The organism is Serinicoccus sediminis (assembly GCF_004153545.1).
Lineage (GTDB): Bacteria > Actinomycetota > Actinomycetes > Actinomycetales > Dermatophilaceae > Ornithinicoccus > Ornithinicoccus sediminis_A.
Genome location: NZ_SDVA01000011.1, coordinates 1 through 18,170, shown reverse-complemented (window position 1 = coordinate 18,170; position 18,170 = coordinate 1). Strand labels below are relative to the sequence as shown.

The window sequence follows — 18,170 nt, the reverse complement described above, 5'->3', positions numbered from 1 at the left end:
CAATCGCTACCCTATGAGATCAGTCTCGTTCGGGAGGGGCCGTGGAGCACAAGGACGACGTGAAGTACGCCGCAGAGATCATGCCTGGTGGCACGCCGCTACCTGCCGGCTGGAAGGTGGTGGCGAAGGAACCGTTCGCAGTGTCCGGGCCTTGCCCCTCGTGTTTCGGGAACGCATATGGCCCCCTCATCAAGGACTTTGATGACGGTGAGCCGGATCGTGAACTGACCCGGGAGATCTACGCCGAGTGCTCCTGCGGCTTTTCCCACGGAGGGGACGGCGCAACGAGCTGTGGGCGTTCTTGGATTGTCACGCTCCAAAGCCCGGACGCCGAAACGAGAGTGAACGATGGCTGAACGGGACGATCTTGTTATCGCCCCGACCACGGGATCGGCTACGACTGCGGACATTCGTGCGCTGGCCGCGATGCAGTCCTACGGTGCAGGCGCCTTGAGCCGCATTCAGGCTAGGTCGGACAAGTGGATCGCTGGGCTCACAGCGATCACGGGGGTCCTGACCACAGCGATCGTCATCAAGGGCGCGGAGACATTCACTGACCTTACTGGCGAGGTCACTGTGCTGGGCCTCACCGTTGAGCCTGCGGTCATCGTGGTCGCTCTAATGGTTCTGGGAGGTGCCGCCCTAGCGTACGGCCTGGCCAAGGCATACACGGCGGCCCACGGCGATCCATTTGCAGACGACGCCCTGGCTCAGCGTGCACGCGAGCAGGAAGTCACAGGAGCGTACGCCGCCTGGCAAAGCGCAATGCAGGACGCTGCCGCCACCGCGCGTACAAACTTGAAGTCTGCCGTGCGCTGGACCATCGTGGGCACGCTGCTGCTCGCTGCGGCAGTGGTCTTGACCTGGACTTCGCCCACTCAGGAGGCAACGGCGGTCAATACGTGCTTCGAGGTTGGGCCCGACACAGTGAAGATCAGGGGCGCCGCGCCTGTCGTGACCTCGGGCTCGTTGACCATAGTGCCTTGTTAGCCCCTGCCGAGGACCTCGCCAAGTCTTCCGATCTCGCGGCGTCGTAGTGCCAAGGGACTTGGCACCCACTCGATGAGAGCGTTCATGGTGCCACGAGGGCTGGCACGATCCCGCAGGGTCAGGTCCGCGCCAGTCCGCAGCGCGAGATTCGCGGCGGAGTGACGCATCGCATCGTGTCCCGACTCAGTCGACTAGAAATCCCGGAGAGTGCAGATCGAGCCGAGAAAAGTCAGCGCTACGAACGTGCGCAGGGGCGCCCGGGCAGCTGTGTCGCACAGGGCGAGGGCCAGCCCCGTCAAAGCAGGTCGCCTTCCCGTGGCAGTGGGGCAGAGCAGACCACCGCGTCGCGCGGGGTCGAACTCCTGGTCGCGGTAGTCGCAGGGCAGGTGTTCCACCGTAGTCAAAATGCGTTCCGGCGACGCTGATGCGTCGGCGTGAGAGTGCGCCTGCGTAGTCGGCGGATTGTTGCCAGCACACGACCGGCTTGCTAGCGTGGATTTGCCTCGCAACCCCACTGAGGGGGCACACCATGCCGGTCTTACAGCTGGGACTGCTGAACGGATAGGTGACATGTGATCTGTGGTGCCGAGAGGTGCAGCCGTCCCTCGAGAGGCGCTCGGTCATCGACGCCCTCACGGAGGCGGCACCTAGGCCGCTGGTGGAGCTGCGCAAGTTTGGCCGCACCCTTGTCCGCCGCGTCTGCGACGTCCTGGACTGCTTAATGCGGGCCCGCACCAGCAACGGACCCACCGCAGCCATCGACGGTCGGCCTGAACACCTCCGCGGTCTGGTCCCGGGTTCCGCAACCTCACCCACTACACCGGCCGAGCACTCCTCGAGGCCGGTGACTTCAGGCCGCGACTACACCCTGCATTGCGAGAGCCATGTATCCATACTCATGAATTTACAACCCTTCTTCTGCAATCCGGGCGACTTAGCCTTTAGGTGCATCTAGCACCAGTTTGGCCCAACCTGGTGCCGCCAGATCAGGTCGGTCGAAGACCTGCGCCGAGGGTGGAGTTCCTCAGAAGGCTGTAGAGGGTGATGACGACGAGGACGGTAATGCCCACCACGAGGGCCGAGGGTCCACGCGCGTGGCACCCAAGCTGGCGGCTGTGGCGACCTGGGGGCTTGAGGGTGCCCAAGAGTGCAGCGGGTAACCCCAGGGCGACGAGGGCGTTGTTGTGCCACGCTCTGACTGGCGCACCGTGCAGCAGGTCGTAGACGGCCCTTAAGCCCCCGCACCCTGGGCAGTAGTGGCCAGTTTCCGTGTAGATGATGCACGGGGACAACATGGAGTCCCGCTCTGAGGTGGCCACCCAGATCAGGAGCCCGGAGGTCAGACAGAGCATCAGAAGCCTGCTCCAGCGGATGGCCAGCCACGCGTTGACCCTGTCGAGCGCCTCACCCACCTTGTGTCCTGAAGTTGAAGACCCCTCGCACGACGCGATGGACGTCTCGCCAGGCCGGCGTGCTCGGCGCCTTCCGGGTCGCGGTCGAGTAGCGATCCAGCGGCAGGGGCACCCCAGCCCTCAGCGCCAGCCCACGGAGGTGGTGGACCTGTGGCCGGGCAAGCATCGAGGCGGAGGCCTCCGGGTTGCGCCAAACCTCGAGGGGTATCTGCTTCGCCGCGTCGAGCAGCGGCTCAAGTTGGCCGTCGAGTCCGAGCCCAAGCTCCTGACGGATGGCGAGCGGCGTCCCCAGGTGGAACTGCGCCGGCAGTTCCGCCCGGGCGAGGGTGTCTGAGAGCGACTCGACGTGCCGTGACAGCCACCACTGCGGCAGGGCGTAGCGCGCTCCTGCCTCGCTGAGACGGAGTCGGCAGAGCGGCGTGATCTGACCGGGGTAGACGGTGACGACCGGCACCCCGCTGGAAGAGAGCCGTGCCACATGGCTGATGCTGGCGAAGGGGTCGATGCCCTCGCGGGAGGGCAACCACAGCAGCACGTAGTCCCAGGCCCCACGCGACGGGGTAACGGCGTCCGCGACGCTACTAGGCCACGTGAGCAGTCCATGTCGGTTTAGAACGGTGTCCAGGCCTTCACGGATAATGGGATCGTCGGACACAACCGAAACGGTGGTGCGCGAAGTGGCGAGTAAGGCCAGCCTCCCTGCGATCTCCCGCAGCGCGTGCTCTGCGGAGTCCGAGGTATGTGGCCGATCCGCCCTCGCCGGGTCGAGGAACCCCAAGCCCGAGGCGTGCGTCCCCCGCGCCAAAGCCAGGGCCCGCGTCAGCAGGTCGTAGGGATCGACGTTATTCTTCGCATCGTTACAGGTAGGTCTGGTGGGGTCGACGCTGATCAACGAGAACCCACTGCCCGCCGCTGCTGAGTTTTCGGTCATGCCTGATCCTTTGAGGCGCACACACTCCTGCGGGTCCGTCACGAGACTCGACTTAAAGGACTGTCTGACTGGGGCCGGAAACTACCACGGCACCCCCCGCAAGGCAAGAGGAAGTGTTGTGCCCGCTTCCGAGTCAGTGTCGCTTAGCCACGTCGCTCCGGCGTGGGTCCAAAGTCCGACCCTGTAATGGAGGTACATCGTGGGTTTCGAGGTCATGTGCTTCGCCGTCATCGCAGGCCTGGTGGGGATGTCCGTCTTCGCCGCCTGGGTGGGCAACGAGGCCAAGAAGCAGGACGAGACGGTGGTCCGGATGACTCCTGCCCGCACTGCCGACCTGATCAACGACTCTGTCGGGGGCCTCCTCTGGAGCAGGGTGGACGGTGAGGGTGACCTGAACTTTAAGCGCCGATCGCCCAAGGGGGATGGTCCGACGGTTTCGGCGCAACTGGAGGACCTGGGCGACGGCCGCACCCGGGTCTTTCTGGCCATGACCCGGTGGAGCGCGGTCTACGGCTTCGTCATCTCGTTTGGAACGTCCGCGTGGCGGCTCAAGCGCAAGTTGATGAAGAAGCTCGACGAGGCCGCCTGAGGCCCCCATGGCGACCGCGATCGGCATCGACCTTGGCACCACCTATTGCGCCGTAGCGGTCTTATCGGCGGGCGGCGAGCCGGAGATCCTCCCCAACAGAGACGGCGAGGACATCACCCCGTCCGTAGTCCTCATTGGCGGGGATGGGGCGGATGACGAGCCGCTGGTAGGGACGATGGCCAAACACTCGGCGGCCACGTCCCCCCACGACGTGGTGCAGTTCGTAAAGCGGCAGATGGGCGACCCCGCGTGGCGCTTCGACTCTGCCAGCGGTCATTCCTATACCGCGGAAGAAGTGTCGGGAATCATTCTCAAGCGCCTCAAGGAGGACGCCGAGCAGGCCCTTGGGGAGCCAGTCACGAAAGCGGTGATCACCGTCCCTGCGTACTTCGACGACGCCCGGCGAACGGCGACGAAGCACGCCGGCCAGATCGCAGGTCTCGAGGTGCTGCGGGTGCTTAACGAGCCCACCGCGGCGGCCCTCTCCTACGGTCTCGACACCGAGGCGCAGGGCAAGATCTTGGTCTACGACCTCGGGGGCGGCACCTTCGACGTCACCCTCATGAAGATCACCGACGGCGAGTTCGACGTCCTGGGCACGGACGGCGACCGCAACCTCGGGGGTTTCGACTTCGACAACAGGTTGATGGAGTTTATCGCCTCCGAGATCATCAGCCAGGGCGGCCCCGACCTGCTGGACAGCGTGGAGCAGACCGCCGTCCTGCGGGAAAAGGCGGAGCTGGTCAAGCGGAGCCTGACGACCGTGGCGACGGCGACCGTGCACGTCGCCGCGGACGGGAAGCCCTACCGGGTGCGGGTGGCCCGCGAGGACTTCGAGCGGCAGACGTCCGACCTCATGAACCGAACCGAGGAGATCACCGAAATGGTCGTCGAGGAGGCGGGCATCTCGTGGAACCAAATCGACCACGTCCTCCTCGTGGGCGGGTCGACCCGTATGCCGATGGTCCGCGCCCTCGTGCAGAAATTATCGGGCCGCGACCCCGAGCGCTCAGTCCACCCGGACGAGGCGGTGGCTCTCGGTGCGGCCATCCAGGCGGCCATGGAGAGCTCGTCGGGCGGGGGTCGGACTCCAATCCAAATCGCCGACAACGAGCTCGTCGTGAGGGACGTGACATCGCAGTCCCTCGGTGTGATCTCCGTGCTCGACGACCTCGTGACGCCCGTCAACACCATTGTCATCCCCCGAAACACCAAGATTCCCGCCAAGCTCAGCCACGACTTCAGGACGGTGCAGGACAACCAGACGGCGCTCAAGGTCGAGGTTACCCAGGGTGACGACACCGATCCTGACGCCGTGGTCGTCGTGGGATCAAAGGAGCTGAGCATCCCCCCCTACGAGAAGGGTGCACCCGTCAGGGTCACCTACGCCTACGACATCGACCAGACCGTCTTCGTCGAGCTCACCGACCTTACGGTGGGTCGGTCGCTGGGGACCTTCGAGATTGACCGGCTGGCCAATCTTGACGAAGACGACCTCAAGAAGGCCATGGCCCGCGTGGCCGAGCTGCCTGTGCAGTGAGCGCCCATCACAACATCCTTCGACCACAAGGCAGGTAGTGCAGTGAACGACTTCTACGAGCTTCTCGGCATTGACAGGGATGCCGGCACCGACGCCATCAAGAAGGCCATTAGGGAGAAGCGCAGAGAGGCACGGAACCGTGCCAACCACCCCCGCCCCGAGACGCGGGCCATGGGTGAGTCCATGATCGAGCAGCTCGCCGAGGCCGAGAAGATCCTTCTCGACCCTGCAAAAAGGCGACAGTACGAGGGCGAACTCGAGACCGCGGCGTCACAACCGGCATCGGAGGCGGCCAGCGGCGAGGGTGGCCGTGACTGGCTGCGCATCGCCCAGCAGTACCTCGCGCAGGGGCAGATCAGCCAGGCGGGCTATGCGGCCCGGGAGGCGACCCAGGCACAGTCGAACAACCCGGAAGCCTGGTATGTCCGTGGTCAGACCTCGGCACTCCAGGAGAACTTCGCCGATGCTGAATTCGAGCTGAGCGAGGCGCTGCGCCTCAACCCCAAGATGGCCGAGGCACACCTCGAGCTCGGAGAGATCTACGCACACCACGAGCTCTGGCCGAAGGCCGTGGGCGCCTACGAGAAGGCTGCGGAGATCAACCCTGATAACCCCTACGTCAGGGCGGCGCTGGCGTCGGGGTACATCGGGCTCGGGAACATCGATAGGGCACGACCTATCCTCGAGAAGGTGGTCCAGGAGAACCCCCAGGTCGACCTCTATCGGGTGTATCTCGCCGATGCTCTGGTCCGGGAAGCTGAGGGCAAGATGTCCAAGAGCGCCGACGACATGTGGGCCATCACCAGCGGCGCGCAGGTGAGGGTGGCCCAGGAGACGGTGCGGTCGCTGAACGGGCTGCGCCTTAAGGGCCTGGACCCTGCCATCGACGCCGAGCTGGACGAGTGGGCCCGGATCACCGAACGGGCAGAGACGGTGAGATGGCACCACTCCGACCACGCGCTGATCTGGGGGGGCGCCATCGTCCTGGCCGTGCTCTTCGCCGTAATCAGCCTGGGTGGCGGTGAGGTCCTCTACTTCCTTCTGGGGGCGGCTGCCGCAGCCGGCCTCGCCTACCTGTACTACCGCAGGCACCGCATCCCCGGCTGGCAGGACAACCGACGGTCACTGCCTCAGTACGTGACCCGCTCAGGTCTGCAGGACTGAGGCCGGCATGGATGACGACGTCCGCCTGGAGCTGACCTCGCTGCGCGAGTCGGTCAGCAACCTCAGCGACCTGTTCGTGCGAAGGCTGATGGAAGACAAGGCGAGGAATTCGATGTACGAGGCTCTGCAGGAGCAGGTCCGCGAGTCCCGAGACCTCCTGCGGCAGAAAGACATCGAGTCACTCACCCGGGAGCTTCTTCTCGCCCTGGACCGGCTCCGCGACGGGGAGCTGTCGGAGGAGCTCGTGGCCTCTTTCGTAGAGGAGGTGCACGAGGTCTTCGCACGACGAGGGCTGCGGGAGATCCCCGACTACCCGGTCTTCGACTCCAGCGTGCACGAGGTCCTAGAGACCGTCCCCACCCAGGTCGAGGAGGAGGCCGGGAGCGTGCTGGCCACCCATCGCCGCGGGTACCGCTTTCAGGGCCGTCTGCTGAGAGCGGCCCAGGTCAGCGTCGCGGTGCAAGCTGACGGCGGTCGGCTTGTCCAGTCCACTCCGCCGCAGGACGGCATCGATGGCTCAGACCTCGGTCGATGAGGCCGTCGCGGAGGCCGCCGCAGCTCAGGGTCTGGCCCTGAGCTGCGTCGCGGCAGCTCTCCGGGACGCAGCGCAGAAGCGTGAGCACGCCGCGGCCTCGGGCGGGTCTGGCCGCGACCGCGCCATGGCTGCGGCACGCACGCGGTCGGCCCAGGAGGTGTCCGTCCTCGAGACGGGTGCGCGGGACCTGGCCCTGTCGCTCACTGACGAGGCGCGCGGCGTCGCCGACTATGTGGACCTTGGCCGGCTGGAGAGCCCTGGCGAGCGCTGGGGCGTCCACCACCGGGTGGGCGCACCTTTCGTCCTGCCGCTGATCGGACGGGGCAATGTGGTGCTCGACGTCGGGCGCGAGGCACAGCTCGGCTTGGCGGGCGAACTCGTGTGCCAGGCTCTGGAGCGCACCGCGGCCGGGCAGTTGGGTGTCACATGCTTCGACCCGCTGATGTCAAGTCTCATGGCACCGTTTGCCCGTCTCAGAGAGGTCTCCGAGGGGGTCGTGCGGACGATCATGGACCCGAGTGAGCTCTCGGAGCACCTAGAGCGGCTGAGCCAGGAGGTTCTGCGCGTCAATGATTTGCTGGGCGGGCGAAGTTCGCTCCTGGAGGCGCGTCGCAACGAGAGTCGATCCTTCGGGGAGTTCTCGCTCTTGGTCCTGGTCGACGCGCCCGAGGGACTGTCGGAGGACCTGTTCGAGCGACTCGTGCGGCTGGCGGCGGTGGGGCCCAGGGTGGGGGTCTCCCAGCTGTGGCTTCCCAGCACGGCGTCGACCACACCAGACTGGTGGGACACGGGACGGCTGACCGCCGTGTCCCAGGTGCTGAAGGAGGAGCGGGGCCGCGTCACCTGGCCGAGCCACGCGGCATACGCGGTGGTCCCCCGCTTCCCGGGGCCTGAGGGGCTGGAGGCGCGATCCTCCGCGGTGGGGGAGGCGCTGCGCACGAGCTCGTCCGAGGCCCTCGGGTTCTTGGAAATTCAGCCCACCGAGCAGCTGTGGCAGGATAAGTCCGCATCGGGGCTCACCTTCGCCTTGGGCATCAGCGGCGGCCGGACCGTGGAGATCACCCTCGGTGACTCGCGAGACCAGCGACACAATGTGCTGATCACGGGAGCCGCGGGGAACGGCAAGTCGAACCTTCTCAAGGTAATGATTTTCAGCCTGTGTCAGCGCTACTCCCCGGACGAGCTGGAGCTCGTCATGCTGGACTTTAAGGACGGCGCGACCCTCTACCCGCTCTCGCCACGGGCAGGGGCACCCGACTACCTCCCGCACGCCCGCGTCCTGGGTCTGGAAAGCGACCAGGAGTTCGGGGCCGCTGTACTGCGCTGGGTGCAGCAGGAGGTCAGCCGGAGAATGCGGTTGATCCGGCCCTACGGCCAGGACATCAGCCAGTACCGCGAGCAGGTCCCGAACGCGCGGCTGCCGCGAATGGTGGTGGTGATCGACGAGTTCCAGGGGCTGCTGGCGGAGACGGAGGACGACACCGGCAGGCTGGCGGCGACCGCCCTCGAGCAGATCGCCAAGCAGGGGAGAGCGGCCGGCGTGCATCTCGTCCTCGCTTCCCAGACCATCTCGGGCATCACCACGCTGCTGGCCAAGGAGGACGGCATCTACGCCCAGTTCCCGATCCGGCTTGCGCTGAAGAACTCGGAGTCCGAGTCCCAGGCCGGACTTGCCCGGGGCAATGTCGCTGCGGCACGCCTGCCCGGGCGCGGGACCGCCGTGGTTAACAGGGACTACGGGGCGATGACCGCGAACAGGAGGGTGACGGTGGCCCATCTGCCGCAGGGCGTGGCCGAGGAGCTACAGCGGACCTGGTGGGAGCAGGAGCACGGGGAGCCACCGGTCGTGGTCGACTCGACCGAGCCCGCGAGGATCGGCCACCTCGTGGAGGCGCTGCAGCTGCTGAGGACAAGGGTCGCCCGGGACCAGGCCGCCCCCACCGCCTTGCTGGGCAGGCCGCTGTCGGTGTCCTCCAGCCCCGTCGGGCTGGCCATGTCGAGCACGCCTGGCCGGCACCTGGCGATCCTGGGTGCAGGCGAGGAGGAGGGGAGCGATCACTCCTGGTTCTACGCCGAGCCCGCGGCCGCGAACTCCGCCGTCGGGATCCTGCAGTGCGCGGCAGTGTCCTTGGCGCTGCAGGACCCCCTCGGGACCGCTCAGTTCGTCAGCCTCGACCTGCTGGATTCGGCCTTGGCGGAACGCAACAACCAGGACGAGTGGGCAGGTCTGATGGAGCGGCTCGGTTTCACGCTGCACCGCCCGGCCGCTACTGAGGTGGCGGACTTTCTCGTCTACCTGGCCTCCGAGCTGGATGACCGGCCGCCGGGACAGCGCACCTACCTCCTCGGGTTCAACCTCGACAGGGCCCCGCAGCTCGACGCGGCAGACGCTTTCGGCAATACGCCTCTCGACGCGCTGCGCGAGATCCTGCGGACCGGCCCGGTGCGCGGGGTCCACCTCCTGGGGTGGTGGGCCAACCCTGCCACCTACGCGGCACACCTCGGCTTCGGCAGCAGCGGGTATGTCGACGCTCACGCCATGCTCCGGCTCGACCAAAGCGCGGTGCAGGACATCCTGGGACCGTTCGTCCGCTGGTCGGTCCGTAGCAACAGGGCGCTCGTCGCCGACCGCACCCAGAGCGACCCGACGATCGTGGTCCCGTTCGCGCCGGTCTCGGCCGCTGACCGGCGCGCGCTGCTGTCCGCAGAGTGGGGTGAGTGAGGTGCGGGAGCCGTCCTTTGAGGCCTACGAACGTGCTCTGGTCGACCTCTTGGAGATCCCTGGGCGCCTCGCCGAGGAACTGGAGCGTGCTGCCTCGGACTTCGGCGAGGAGCAGGTGCGGGTGGAGGCGCAGCACGCGGCCGAGCAGAGCCGGCTGGAACGGCTCGAGAGGCGCTTGGTGGACAGGTACGCCGAAGCCACGACGCGGGCTCATGGCGCGGGTGTGGTGCTGCCCACTCCAAGCAGGGCACGAGACGAACCCGCTGTGGACCTCACGGTGGCGGTTGCCCGGCAGCAAGCTGCCCTCGCGTCCTTGGACCGGGCGATCGAGCGGGCCGGAGCTGCCGGAGCGGCTAGCGATGCCGATGATGCGGCGCTCGCGCTGCAGCGCCGTCGTGACCGCCTCGCGTCACCTCCCGCTTTGGAACATCTCCAGTCCTCGAAGGCGGAGGGGGACGCGGCGCGACGCAGGCGGGTCACCGTCGCCCTCGCGGCCGGCGTCCTCCTCCTGTTGGCCCTCTCTCTCTTCTTCATCCTCCAATAGCACCGGTCAGTACTCTTGAAAGGTTGGCAATGTCGCAACTCACGCAGGTCAAGCAGCAACTCTCGTCTATCAGCAACGACGCCAAGACGACGGCGGCCGGGCTGCAAGGCTTCAGGGGCAAGTTCTCCCAGGCCATAAGTCAGGTTCAGGCCACCATCGGCGGCACGGCACAGGGCGTCGACAGGGACATGATTCAGACGCTTCAGGCGGCCGAGAAGCAGGTGGAATCCGCCATCGTGGCTCTGCAGCAGGCGTCTAAGTCAGCGAACGACTTCGCCGCCTCACTCTGAGGCTGACTCGTGAGCCAACTGCAGGATCTCTGCCGGTCTCTAGAGGCGGTGAGTACGGACGCGGTGCGTCAAGCAGGGTCGGCAGCGGCTGAGGCCAGGCGGATTAGGTCCATGGCGAACACGGTGACGGCGGTCTCAGCCGCCAGTCGACTTCCCCAGAGTCGCGCGGTGGTGCAGTCCTTGACCCGGGCTGCGCGGGCCCTGGAGCGCACAGCCGAACTGTTGCTTGACTCAGGCACCCAGGGTAGAGCTTTCGTCTCGCGGCACGGGGCATCGGCCCCACCTGGCGGCGGGGTGCTCAGCCGGTTCGCGGACGGCACGGCCGCTGCCGCCGTCGCTCTCGCGATGCCCGTCCTGGCAGCGGCCGTGCCGATCCGCGACGCGGACCTCCATAGCGGGCTGGACGAGATCACCCAGTCCGCTGTAGAGACCGCCGCCGCAGCCGTCGACGCGATCGACGAGTCGTCGAAGGCCCACGCCCGGCGCCGCCAGACGTCGGACGACCTTGATGTGCGGCAGGAGCGTGGGTCAGGGCGGACCGTGTAGGGGCGAAGCCTCTCACTTCCCCGAGTTTGATGGAGGGTCTTGATCTCTACGGGCGAGTGGAGCAGGACCGGTCAAGACCTGTGAATCGGTGTGCCACGACGCTTGATCATAGATCGTTCATTCGTCGGGTCGTTCAACGAGTCGACCCTTGACGAACGGGGCGCCAGCATGAACGAGTGCTACCAGGTGAGGTGCGTCGATCGCGTCAGCGTGTCTTGGCGGCCTCGATAAGCTTGAACGTCATCGCGGTCCCGGCGGCGCGGGAGGGAGCCAGCGAGGACGGTGACATCGGAGTCGAGGGTGGGCAATGGACTCCTGGCCTCCGCGCGGGGCTGTGCGTCGACGGTGGCCCTTTACCGGGCTAGCCGCGGGACAGATTCTTTCAGCCGCTAGGTTGAGGCGACCACCTTGGGTGAATGCATATTCACTTTGTCGGCTTACCTCGGCAGTGGTCTGCGACCCCATTCCGGCAGAGCAAGGTCAGCACTGAACTTGCAGTGCGCCCCCTCGGGGCGAGCTGCAGTGGGGGCAACCAAAGAAGGCTTCGCCGGCACCTGGTGTCGGTCGCGCACAGCCCGTAGCTGCGCGATCTGCTCATGGGCCATCTCACGCGGGTTCACATTCAAGTGGCGAATGCGGTCGACCAGTACGGCTCGCACGGTGTCCGTGTCTACGCCGGTACCAGTGGCGATTCTGGTCACACGGGACTGCTGCACGGATAGGTGACAGGTTCGGTCAGGCAGCCTGGTCGGCTGGTGTGGTCATGATGGTCTCGAACTCGATGGGGGTCAATCGCCCGAGAGCGTCCTGTCGACGGCGTCGGTGGTAGGTCCGTTCGATCCAGGTCACGATCGCGATGCGTAGGTCGTCCCGGGTGACCCACTGTCGGCGGTCGAACACGTTCTTCTGCAGCAGCGCGAAGAAGGACTCCATGGCCGCGTTGTCACCCGCGGCACCGACTCTGCCCATTGACCCGACCATGTCGTGGCGGTTGAGAGCGTGGACGAACTTCCTGCTACGAAATTGAGATCCGCGATCCGTGTGGACCACGCACCCGGTGACGTTCCCGCGGCGGCCGACGGCGTTGTTGAGTGCGGCGACCGCGATCCGGGACTTCATGCGGGAGTCGATGGAGTAGCCCACAATCTCGGTTCGAGAAGACGTCCTTGAACGCGCAGACGTACAGCTTTCCTTCACCAGTCCAGTGTTCGGTGATGTCCCCGACCCACAGCTCGTTCGGCGTCGTGGCGGTGAACGCGTGCCGGGTCCGGCCCAACTCATCGATCACAGCGCACCGGTCCTCATGAACGGGCGGGCCGGGCTTCCTCCCGTTCTTGCCCCGTTTCTTGCCGAACGCTGACCACCAGCCGTTGTCCGAGCACAACCGCCACGCCGTCCGCTCGCTCATGCTCTGGCCGGCGTCGCGGGCCTCATCGGCCAGGAACCGGTACCCGAACTCCGGGTCATCCAGGTGCGCGTCGAACAAGGCGTTCGCGCGATGGGCCTGCCCGCGCTCGGTGTCGGTGACCGGTCTCGCCAGCCACCGGTAGTAGGGCTGGCGAGCGATCTTGAGCACCCGGCACGTCACCGTGACGGGGATCCCGTCGCCGGCCAGCTCGCGGACGAGCGGGTACATCATTTTCCCGGCAAGTTGGCTTGGGACAGGTAGGCCGAGGCCCGGCGCAGGACCTCGTTCTCCTGCTCCAGCAGCCGCACTCTCCTCTTCAGCTCCCGGTTCTCGGCGTTCTCCGCGGCGCTCTCGGCGGCGCTCGGGCCAGGCTTCACACCGTCCTCGACGTCCGCGGTCTTCATCCAGTTCGTCAGGCACGACTCGCTGATGCCGAAGTCGGCAGCGATCTGCTTCAGATGGACTCCCGGCTCACGGTTCCTCGCGACACGCACGACGTCGTCGCGGAACTCTCGGGGGTAGGGCTTAGGCACAGTGCACATCCTTCCAGCAGCACCTCTCGGCACCACAGATCAGATGTCACCTATCCGTGCAGCAGTCCCTCGCGCGCCAAGCGCCGCATGTGCGTGCGCCAGCATCCTGGCGCTACCCGACGTCTGGGACCTCGTCCAGTAGGTTCACGAGTATGGGCAAGTACTGGGACCGAACGCTTGAGTACCTGGGTTTCCGACGCCCGCAGCGCGACGGCTATCACCAGTCGAGGTATCAGTGGGTGTGCGATCGCTGTGGTGCCACAATTCAGCCTGAGCAGCACGACCGGCACGATGCTTGGCACCGGCAGCTAGCTGCCGGCTGAGACGAACGAACCACCCGCGGCAAATGCGGATGTCCGGGATTGATGACTAGGTACCGAGGTCGCGATAGAACTGACCGGTTCGCCGCGGTGCGAGAGTCTGAGCCAGACTGAAGAGATGGACGAGGTCGACGCGGTTGGCAGCACGTCTTTGTACCTGGGTATGGACCTTGGCTGGTCCACGGGGGCGACGGGGCTTGCGATGGTCAACGAGGAAGGCCGGCTAGTGGCCTCAGGGCGGGTCCAGAGTGACGGTGAGATTGCGGATTGGATAGCGGCGCAGCCAGGTCACGTGGTCGTGGCGGCCGTGGACGCCCCTTTGATTGTGCCCAATGAGACTGGTCAACGCGTTCCGGAGCGGCTTATCGGCCAGGCGTTCGGTGGTTTCGGGGCGTCGGCTCACACTTTAAACCGCATCCGGTTTCCCGGCGGAGACACGCGAGCATTGCGGTTGGCTCAGCGTTTCGGGTGGGCGGTGGACCCGCGGACCCCTCCCGGTGGCGATACCGCCGTCTGCATCGAGGTGTACCCGCACCCCGCCATCATCAGTCTCTTCCGGCTTGGTTACCGCCTTGACTACAAGAAGGGAAACGACCAACGCCGGGTCCCGGGATTTCAGCTGTTCGTGCAGCACCTAGAGTCTGTTCCCGAGCTGAACGTCCTCAGCAGTCCTCGGTGGGCACTACTGAAAGACACGCTGTCCGCGCCACGACCTGGCGACCTCAACCGTGTGGAGGACGAGCTCGACGCGATCGTCTGCGCCCACCTGGCGTGGCTGTGGCACCACCGGCCGGACGCCCTGCGCATCTACGGGGATGCCGAGGACGGTTACATCGTTACGCCACCCCCAACCGGGAGAAGACCACAGCGTCCAGGAGCGAGGGGCGGGGGCGCCAATGTGTCAGCACAGGACCTGTTCGAACGCTTGGTAGTCGGCAGGCCGACCGGATACTCGGCGGGAGTCAACGAGCAGCTTTGGAAGGCGGCTGTTCGGTCGGCATTCGTCGACTGCGCTCTGCCGGTCAGCTGTCGGGTACAGGTCGACCTCGACTTTGTTCTGGCTCCAGAGCAGCATGGTCGGACCGAGCCCGATCTCGACAACTTGATCAAGGCGACGATTGATGCACTTGACGGCGTGCTCGGCGCGCGTGCAGGGACCGGGCTTCGGGTAGAAGCTGACGACGCGCGGGTCGACCGGATCACTGCATCGAAGCGCCATTCCGGCGCGGGCGAACAGCCTGGCGCCCGCATCACAGTGGCAGGCCACTAGTCCGATCGAACCACGCAGCCCCAGAAAATGCGGGCGGGTTGCATGATCGCGCCGCGGGCGCGCTTGGACATCTTTGGGACGCACAGCAACCGCTGGTTCCGCTCCCTGCGCTATGGCGCCGTATGGAAGGCTTCACGGCATGCACAGTTTGCGTGAACTCCGTGGTCGAGCATCCGCACGCTTGGACGCGTACACAGACACCGCTGGGCTGTATGCCTTCGGCACGTACGATAGGGGACCTGCTACTCGACGCGACATGCTGCTACCCGAAGACATCCTCGCGGCGAACCTTCTCAGCCTCCGCCTGAGGTGGCACGATGTCATCCCACTGTTCGCGGAGGGAAACGGCCCGCACCAGGCACTTCTCGCGACGATGAACGCCGCGCTGCAGAAACTGGCGGTGGCAGCCCCGTTCGAGACGTACCGCGATTTCGCGACGCTGGAAAGGGCGCTGGTTCCCTTGACAGAGGCCAACACTGCGACCGAGGACGTCACGGGATGGACCGCCGTAACAGTATCCAAGGTTCTTCACCGCCATCTACCACAGATCGTTCCGATTCGGGATTCATACGTCAGGAAGTTTTATGGCGTCCCGTCAGGTCGAGTCACATTGCTTTGGGAGCGGCTCCATGACGACATTCGGAGGAATTTGAACTGGCTGGAACCCCTGGCCGCGGGCTACGGCACGCCGGATGGCCGCCCTCTGTCTCTGCTTCGAGCCGCGGACATCATCATCTGGACGAACGACGGCGTGAGTAGCACCCAAGTTGGTGACAGCCCAGCCGTGGCCGCCCTTCAGCAGCTCACCCCCACGATGTGGGACAAGGAAGGGCTCGAAGTAGCCGGGTGGGATGGATTCACCCCACTCCTGACTCTGAATCCAGCCGCGGTCCCGGACGTGCCGGGCGTATACGTCGTGGTTCGTGACTCCACCGACGAACCCGCGTTCTTACCCGACCGGCCATACCGCGGATCCGGCCGACAGGCCACGAGCAAGCACTTCGCGTACCGGACCGATCAGCTCGCTGCACGGTGGATTACCGAGTCAGCCGTTATGAACATCGGCAAGGCGGACGTGTCCTTACGCAACCGACTGGATCAGTACCGCAAGTACGGCGCAGGAACGGGAGCCGCACACAAGGGAGGGCGCAGTATCTGGCAGCTCGAAGACGCGGACGCCCTCTTGATCTCATGGGTTCCCGCCCCATCTGGTGTGACCGGTCGGGAACTGGAGCGCGGCCTAATTGCCGCGTTCCGCACCGCTCACGGCGCACGACCGTTCGCGAACCTTCGCGACTAGAGGCCACGCGACCGCCTTCGCGTTGGCGCTGAACGATCAGCCACTTGCGGCATGACCGGATACGACCGTGTTGCTGCAAAATGGGCAAGTGAGGGACTCGACCCAGCCACTGCGCGTGACCTAGGCTTGGGGTGTTCTTGCTGTGGCTGGCCTGTCCTGGCGCCCTCACCGATGAAGGGAACGTTGTCGTGAAGTCACCTAGAACCGGCCTACTGCTTGGTGCTGGTGCATCGTTTGACGCGGGGCTTCCTCTAACGTTTCAACTGGCAGAGACGGTTGTTAGACAGACTAATTCGGTGCCGCCGGGACGACTAAAATCAAGTTCCGGCGCCGGCTCCTGGGTTGCTGCCCTGAACTTTGTCTATGGATCCATGATGGGGCACCAGTCGGAGAATGGAGGTAATCCGCTGGAAGCAGTAAACATTGAACGCCTAATTTCTGCACTCCGCCTTTTGCAGGAAGTCGAGGGGCATGAAGCAGCGCCTTTCGTGATGACCTGGAAACCGTCAGTTCACAGCCTAGGTTCCCCAACTTTCACCGGCAGTGACCTTGGCCGCGCGGGTGATCGCCTCATGGAGGCTTTGTCACCCTCGTCCTCGGGCCGGCGTAGCGCTTTTGCCGGACGAAATGTCGAGTCTGCTGTTGCCGAAATATCCAAGGCGGCGATTTCAGCCTCTCGTGGAGACAGAAAGGTGTTTAAGCAGGCAGAGGATGCGATCCTCGAGGAACTTGTCCAAATCCTATCTGCCGTATCGTCGGTTGACTACTTAGAACCAGTCGCACGTCTTGCGCAAGAGCAAGAGGGTGGCCTCGACATTTTGACGCTGAATTACGATCTCGTCCTCGAGACGCTCGCTCGAGACTCGAAGGTCAACTTGGTGACGGGTATCGAAAACTGGCAGCCAGGCACGCCTCTGTCTTTCTCACTTGAGGATGCGCGAATAAATTTGCTGAAGATGCACGGCTCCCTCAACTGGCAGAATGAGGGTGCTGGGTCACCTACTGAGCCGGTTCGCATTAGCGTTCGCACGGACGAGGATGGCGAGAAAGACGACCAGTGGAATTGGCGACGGCCAGTAAAGCCCTGGATCGTCGTGGGGGACCGCGAGAAACTAGCCACAGATGGGCCAACGTTGTATTTGTATGCTGCCGCACAAGAGATGCTCTCGCGAACAAACAACCTTGTCGTCATAGGTTACGGATTTGCCGACAAACATGTGAACAACTTGATTCGCGACTGGATGTTGAGCGACGATGATCGAACTATCACCCTACTGGACCCCTCCTTGCAAAGTTTGGTCGATCGGAACGATTTTCGGGCCGCGCTGATACGTGCGTACGGGGTATCGAAGAAGGACCTTGGATCCAGGATTGGCATAGTTCCAAAGGGGGCTAGGGACGGGCTGGTGGAAGCGCTGCGTTATCAATATCCGCCACCCATCAGCCGAGATGAATATTTCACTGTCCTTCCTAGAGGCGACGAAGACCGATACTCGATCGCCCGAATTGTATGCGATGGACCCAGCGTGTCGAATGTGCAAGTATCCGTGAGCGTCGGTGATGACAGTGCCGACGAGACGCATGCGTCGCCGGTTGATGCCGGAACGAGCGAATCTGATCTTCATGATAAGTTGCAGAGACAGCGATCCTACGGAAGAGGAACGTTCTACGCCACTCTAGGGCCGATTGAACACGGCAAACACCAAGACGTCTTCTTTCCGCGTAAGTCGCGACGGCAGATAGTCTTCGCCCTGCAAGTAGGGCGTCCCGACGCGCCTTATGGTTTTTTCATTCAAAAAACCGTCTTCTGGCCGGCTGAAGTCGACCAAACAAGGCCGTGAATCTTCAAGTCTCAGGACGGGTGCTTGACCTTCTATCAAGGGACAAACCCATCAGATTCTTCCCTAACACGCTTCAGATGCTCGCGCTCTACTCCTATCGTCCGCTCATCGGCATTATGTGGGTGATCGATGTCAAGAGGCTTCGTGTGTGTCGAGGCCGGTGAGGAGTTGGTCGTAGATGGCGGCGCGGCGGGTCTGGCCTTTGGTGCAGGCGTCGTCGCGTTGGGCGAGCAGG

The 18,170-nt window shown here is 64.7% G+C and carries 15 protein-coding genes and 3 pseudogenes; 14 read left to right on the top strand and 4 right to left on the bottom strand.

What is annotated here, in order from left to right:
* Positions 1 to 41: 41 nt before the first annotated feature.
* From EUS26_RS11180 to EUS26_RS17350, 3 genes and pseudogenes are all read left to right on the top strand, one after another.
* Positions 42 to 356, top strand: a complete 315-nt coding sequence (locus tag EUS26_RS11180; RefSeq protein WP_130013927.1) for a hypothetical protein — start codon at positions 42 to 44, stop codon at positions 354 to 356.
* Positions 349 to 990, top strand: coding sequence for a hypothetical protein (locus EUS26_RS11175; protein WP_130013926.1), 642 nt, complete (start codon positions 349 to 351; stop codon positions 988 to 990). The genes EUS26_RS11180 and EUS26_RS11175 overlap by 8 nt, the downstream gene beginning before the upstream one ends.
* 646 nt (positions 991 to 1,636) lie before the next feature.
* Positions 1,637 to 1,860 (top strand): annotated as a pseudogene (locus EUS26_RS17350) (ISL3 family transposase); the annotation flags it as partial.
* Positions 1,861 to 1,976: 116 nt separating this feature from the next.
* Here EUS26_RS17350 and EUS26_RS17675 read toward each other — a convergent pair.
* Both EUS26_RS17675 and EUS26_RS11160 read right to left on the bottom strand, forming a co-directional pair.
* A complete protein-coding gene (locus tag EUS26_RS17675) occupies positions 1,977 to 2,285 on the bottom strand; it encodes a DUF2752 domain-containing protein (protein WP_420330009.1) in 309 nt (102 codons plus the stop codon).
* 109 nt (positions 2,286 to 2,394) lie between these two features.
* Complete coding sequence (locus tag EUS26_RS11160) at positions 2,395 to 3,333, bottom strand: hypothetical protein (protein ID WP_130013924.1); 939 nt, start codon at positions 3,331 to 3,333, stop codon at positions 2,395 to 2,397.
* A 199-nt stretch (positions 3,334 to 3,532) separates the two neighbouring features.
* Between EUS26_RS11160 and EUS26_RS11155 the strand changes: the two genes are divergently transcribed.
* The 8 genes from EUS26_RS11155 to EUS26_RS11120 all read left to right on the top strand — a co-directional run bounded on the left by EUS26_RS11155 (position 3,533) and on the right by EUS26_RS11120 (position 11,263).
* Positions 3,533 to 3,922, top strand: a complete 390-nt coding sequence (locus tag EUS26_RS11155; protein ID WP_130013923.1) for a hypothetical protein — start codon at positions 3,533 to 3,535, stop codon at positions 3,920 to 3,922.
* Between the two features lie 7 nt (positions 3,923 to 3,929).
* Positions 3,930 to 5,462, top strand: coding sequence for an Hsp70 family protein (locus tag EUS26_RS11150; protein WP_130013922.1), 1,533 nt, complete (start codon positions 3,930 to 3,932; stop codon positions 5,460 to 5,462).
* A gap of 42 nt (positions 5,463 to 5,504) precedes the next feature.
* Complete coding sequence (locus EUS26_RS11145) at positions 5,505 to 6,626, top strand: tetratricopeptide repeat protein (RefSeq protein ID WP_130013921.1); 1,122 nt, start codon at positions 5,505 to 5,507, stop codon at positions 6,624 to 6,626.
* Positions 6,627 to 6,633: 7 nt separating this feature from the next.
* On the top strand, positions 6,634 to 7,161 hold the full coding sequence (gene grpE / locus EUS26_RS11140) for a nucleotide exchange factor GrpE (protein ID WP_130013920.1): 528 nt from the start codon (positions 6,634 to 6,636) through the stop codon (positions 7,159 to 7,161).
* Entirely contained in the window at positions 7,139 to 9,883 is a 2,745-nt protein-coding gene (locus EUS26_RS11135; RefSeq protein ID WP_130013919.1) for an FtsK/SpoIIIE domain-containing protein, read from the top strand. Before grpE ends, EUS26_RS11135 begins: the two co-directional genes overlap by 23 nt.
* Positions 9,876 to 10,427: a hypothetical protein gene (locus tag EUS26_RS11130; protein WP_130013918.1), complete on the top strand. Its 552-nt coding sequence runs from the start codon at positions 9,876 to 9,878 to the stop codon at positions 10,425 to 10,427. The genes EUS26_RS11135 and EUS26_RS11130 overlap by 8 nt, the downstream gene beginning before the upstream one ends.
* A gap of 29 nt (positions 10,428 to 10,456) precedes the next feature.
* On the top strand, positions 10,457 to 10,717 hold the full coding sequence (locus EUS26_RS11125) for a hypothetical protein (RefSeq protein WP_130013917.1): 261 nt from the start codon (positions 10,457 to 10,459) through the stop codon (positions 10,715 to 10,717).
* Between the two features lie 294 nt (positions 10,718 to 11,011).
* Positions 11,012 to 11,263 (top strand): hypothetical protein, encoded by a 252-nt coding sequence (locus EUS26_RS11120; RefSeq protein WP_130013916.1) that lies wholly within the window; start codon positions 11,012 to 11,014, stop codon positions 11,261 to 11,263.
* A gap of 117 nt (positions 11,264 to 11,380) precedes the next feature.
* Here the strand turns inward: EUS26_RS11120 and EUS26_RS17345 are convergent.
* Together EUS26_RS17345 and EUS26_RS11110 are read right to left on the bottom strand one after the other, a co-directional pair.
* Positions 11,381 to 11,528, bottom strand: a pseudogene (locus EUS26_RS17345) (IS256 family transposase); the annotation flags it as partial.
* A gap of 470 nt (positions 11,529 to 11,998) precedes the next feature.
* Positions 11,999 to 13,204 (bottom strand): annotated as a pseudogene (locus tag EUS26_RS11110) (IS3 family transposase).
* Between the two features lie 438 nt (positions 13,205 to 13,642).
* Between EUS26_RS11110 and EUS26_RS11105 the strand changes: the two are divergent.
* The 3 genes from EUS26_RS11105 (at position 13,643) to EUS26_RS11095 (ending at position 17,935) form a co-directional block, all read left to right on the top strand.
* Positions 13,643 to 14,794, top strand: a complete 1,152-nt coding sequence (locus EUS26_RS11105; RefSeq protein WP_130013915.1) for a DUF429 domain-containing protein — start codon at positions 13,643 to 13,645, stop codon at positions 14,792 to 14,794.
* Positions 14,795 to 14,906: 112 nt separating this feature from the next.
* Entirely contained in the window at positions 14,907 to 16,094 is a 1,188-nt protein-coding gene (locus tag EUS26_RS11100; RefSeq protein ID WP_337590218.1) for a DUF6308 family protein, read from the top strand.
* 131 nt (positions 16,095 to 16,225) lie between these two features.
* Positions 16,226 to 17,935: an SIR2 family protein gene (locus tag EUS26_RS11095; RefSeq protein WP_130013913.1), complete on the top strand. Its 1,710-nt coding sequence runs from the start codon at positions 16,226 to 16,228 to the stop codon at positions 17,933 to 17,935.
* Positions 17,936 to 18,170 lie beyond the last annotated feature (235 nt).

Excerpts from the sequence above, each read along its gene's own strand:
- EUS26_RS11105 (WP_130013915.1), top strand. The coding sequence starts at position 13,643 with ATGGACGAGGTCGACGCGGTTGGCAGCACGTCTTTGTACCTGGGTATG.
- EUS26_RS11100 (WP_337590218.1), top strand. The coding sequence starts at position 14,907 with ATGGCGCCGTATGGAAGGCTTCACGGCATGCACAGTTTGCGTGAACTC.
- EUS26_RS11175 (WP_130013926.1), top strand. The coding sequence starts at position 349 with ATGGCTGAACGGGACGATCTTGTTATCGCCCCGACCACGGGATCGGCT.
- EUS26_RS11135 (WP_130013919.1), top strand. The coding sequence starts at position 7,139 with ATGGCTCAGACCTCGGTCGATGAGGCCGTCGCGGAGGCCGCCGCAGCT.
- EUS26_RS17675 (WP_420330009.1), bottom strand. The coding sequence starts at position 2,285 with ATGTTGTCCCCGTGCATCATCTACACGGAAACTGGCCACTACTGCCCA.
- EUS26_RS11125 (WP_130013917.1), top strand. The coding sequence starts at position 10,457 with ATGTCGCAACTCACGCAGGTCAAGCAGCAACTCTCGTCTATCAGCAAC.
- EUS26_RS11160 (WP_130013924.1), bottom strand. The coding sequence starts at position 3,333 with ATGACCGAAAACTCAGCAGCGGCGGGCAGTGGGTTCTCGTTGATCAGC.
- EUS26_RS11150 (WP_130013922.1), top strand. The coding sequence starts at position 3,930 with ATGGCGACCGCGATCGGCATCGACCTTGGCACCACCTATTGCGCCGTA.
- grpE (WP_130013920.1), top strand. The coding sequence starts at position 6,634 with ATGGATGACGACGTCCGCCTGGAGCTGACCTCGCTGCGCGAGTCGGTC.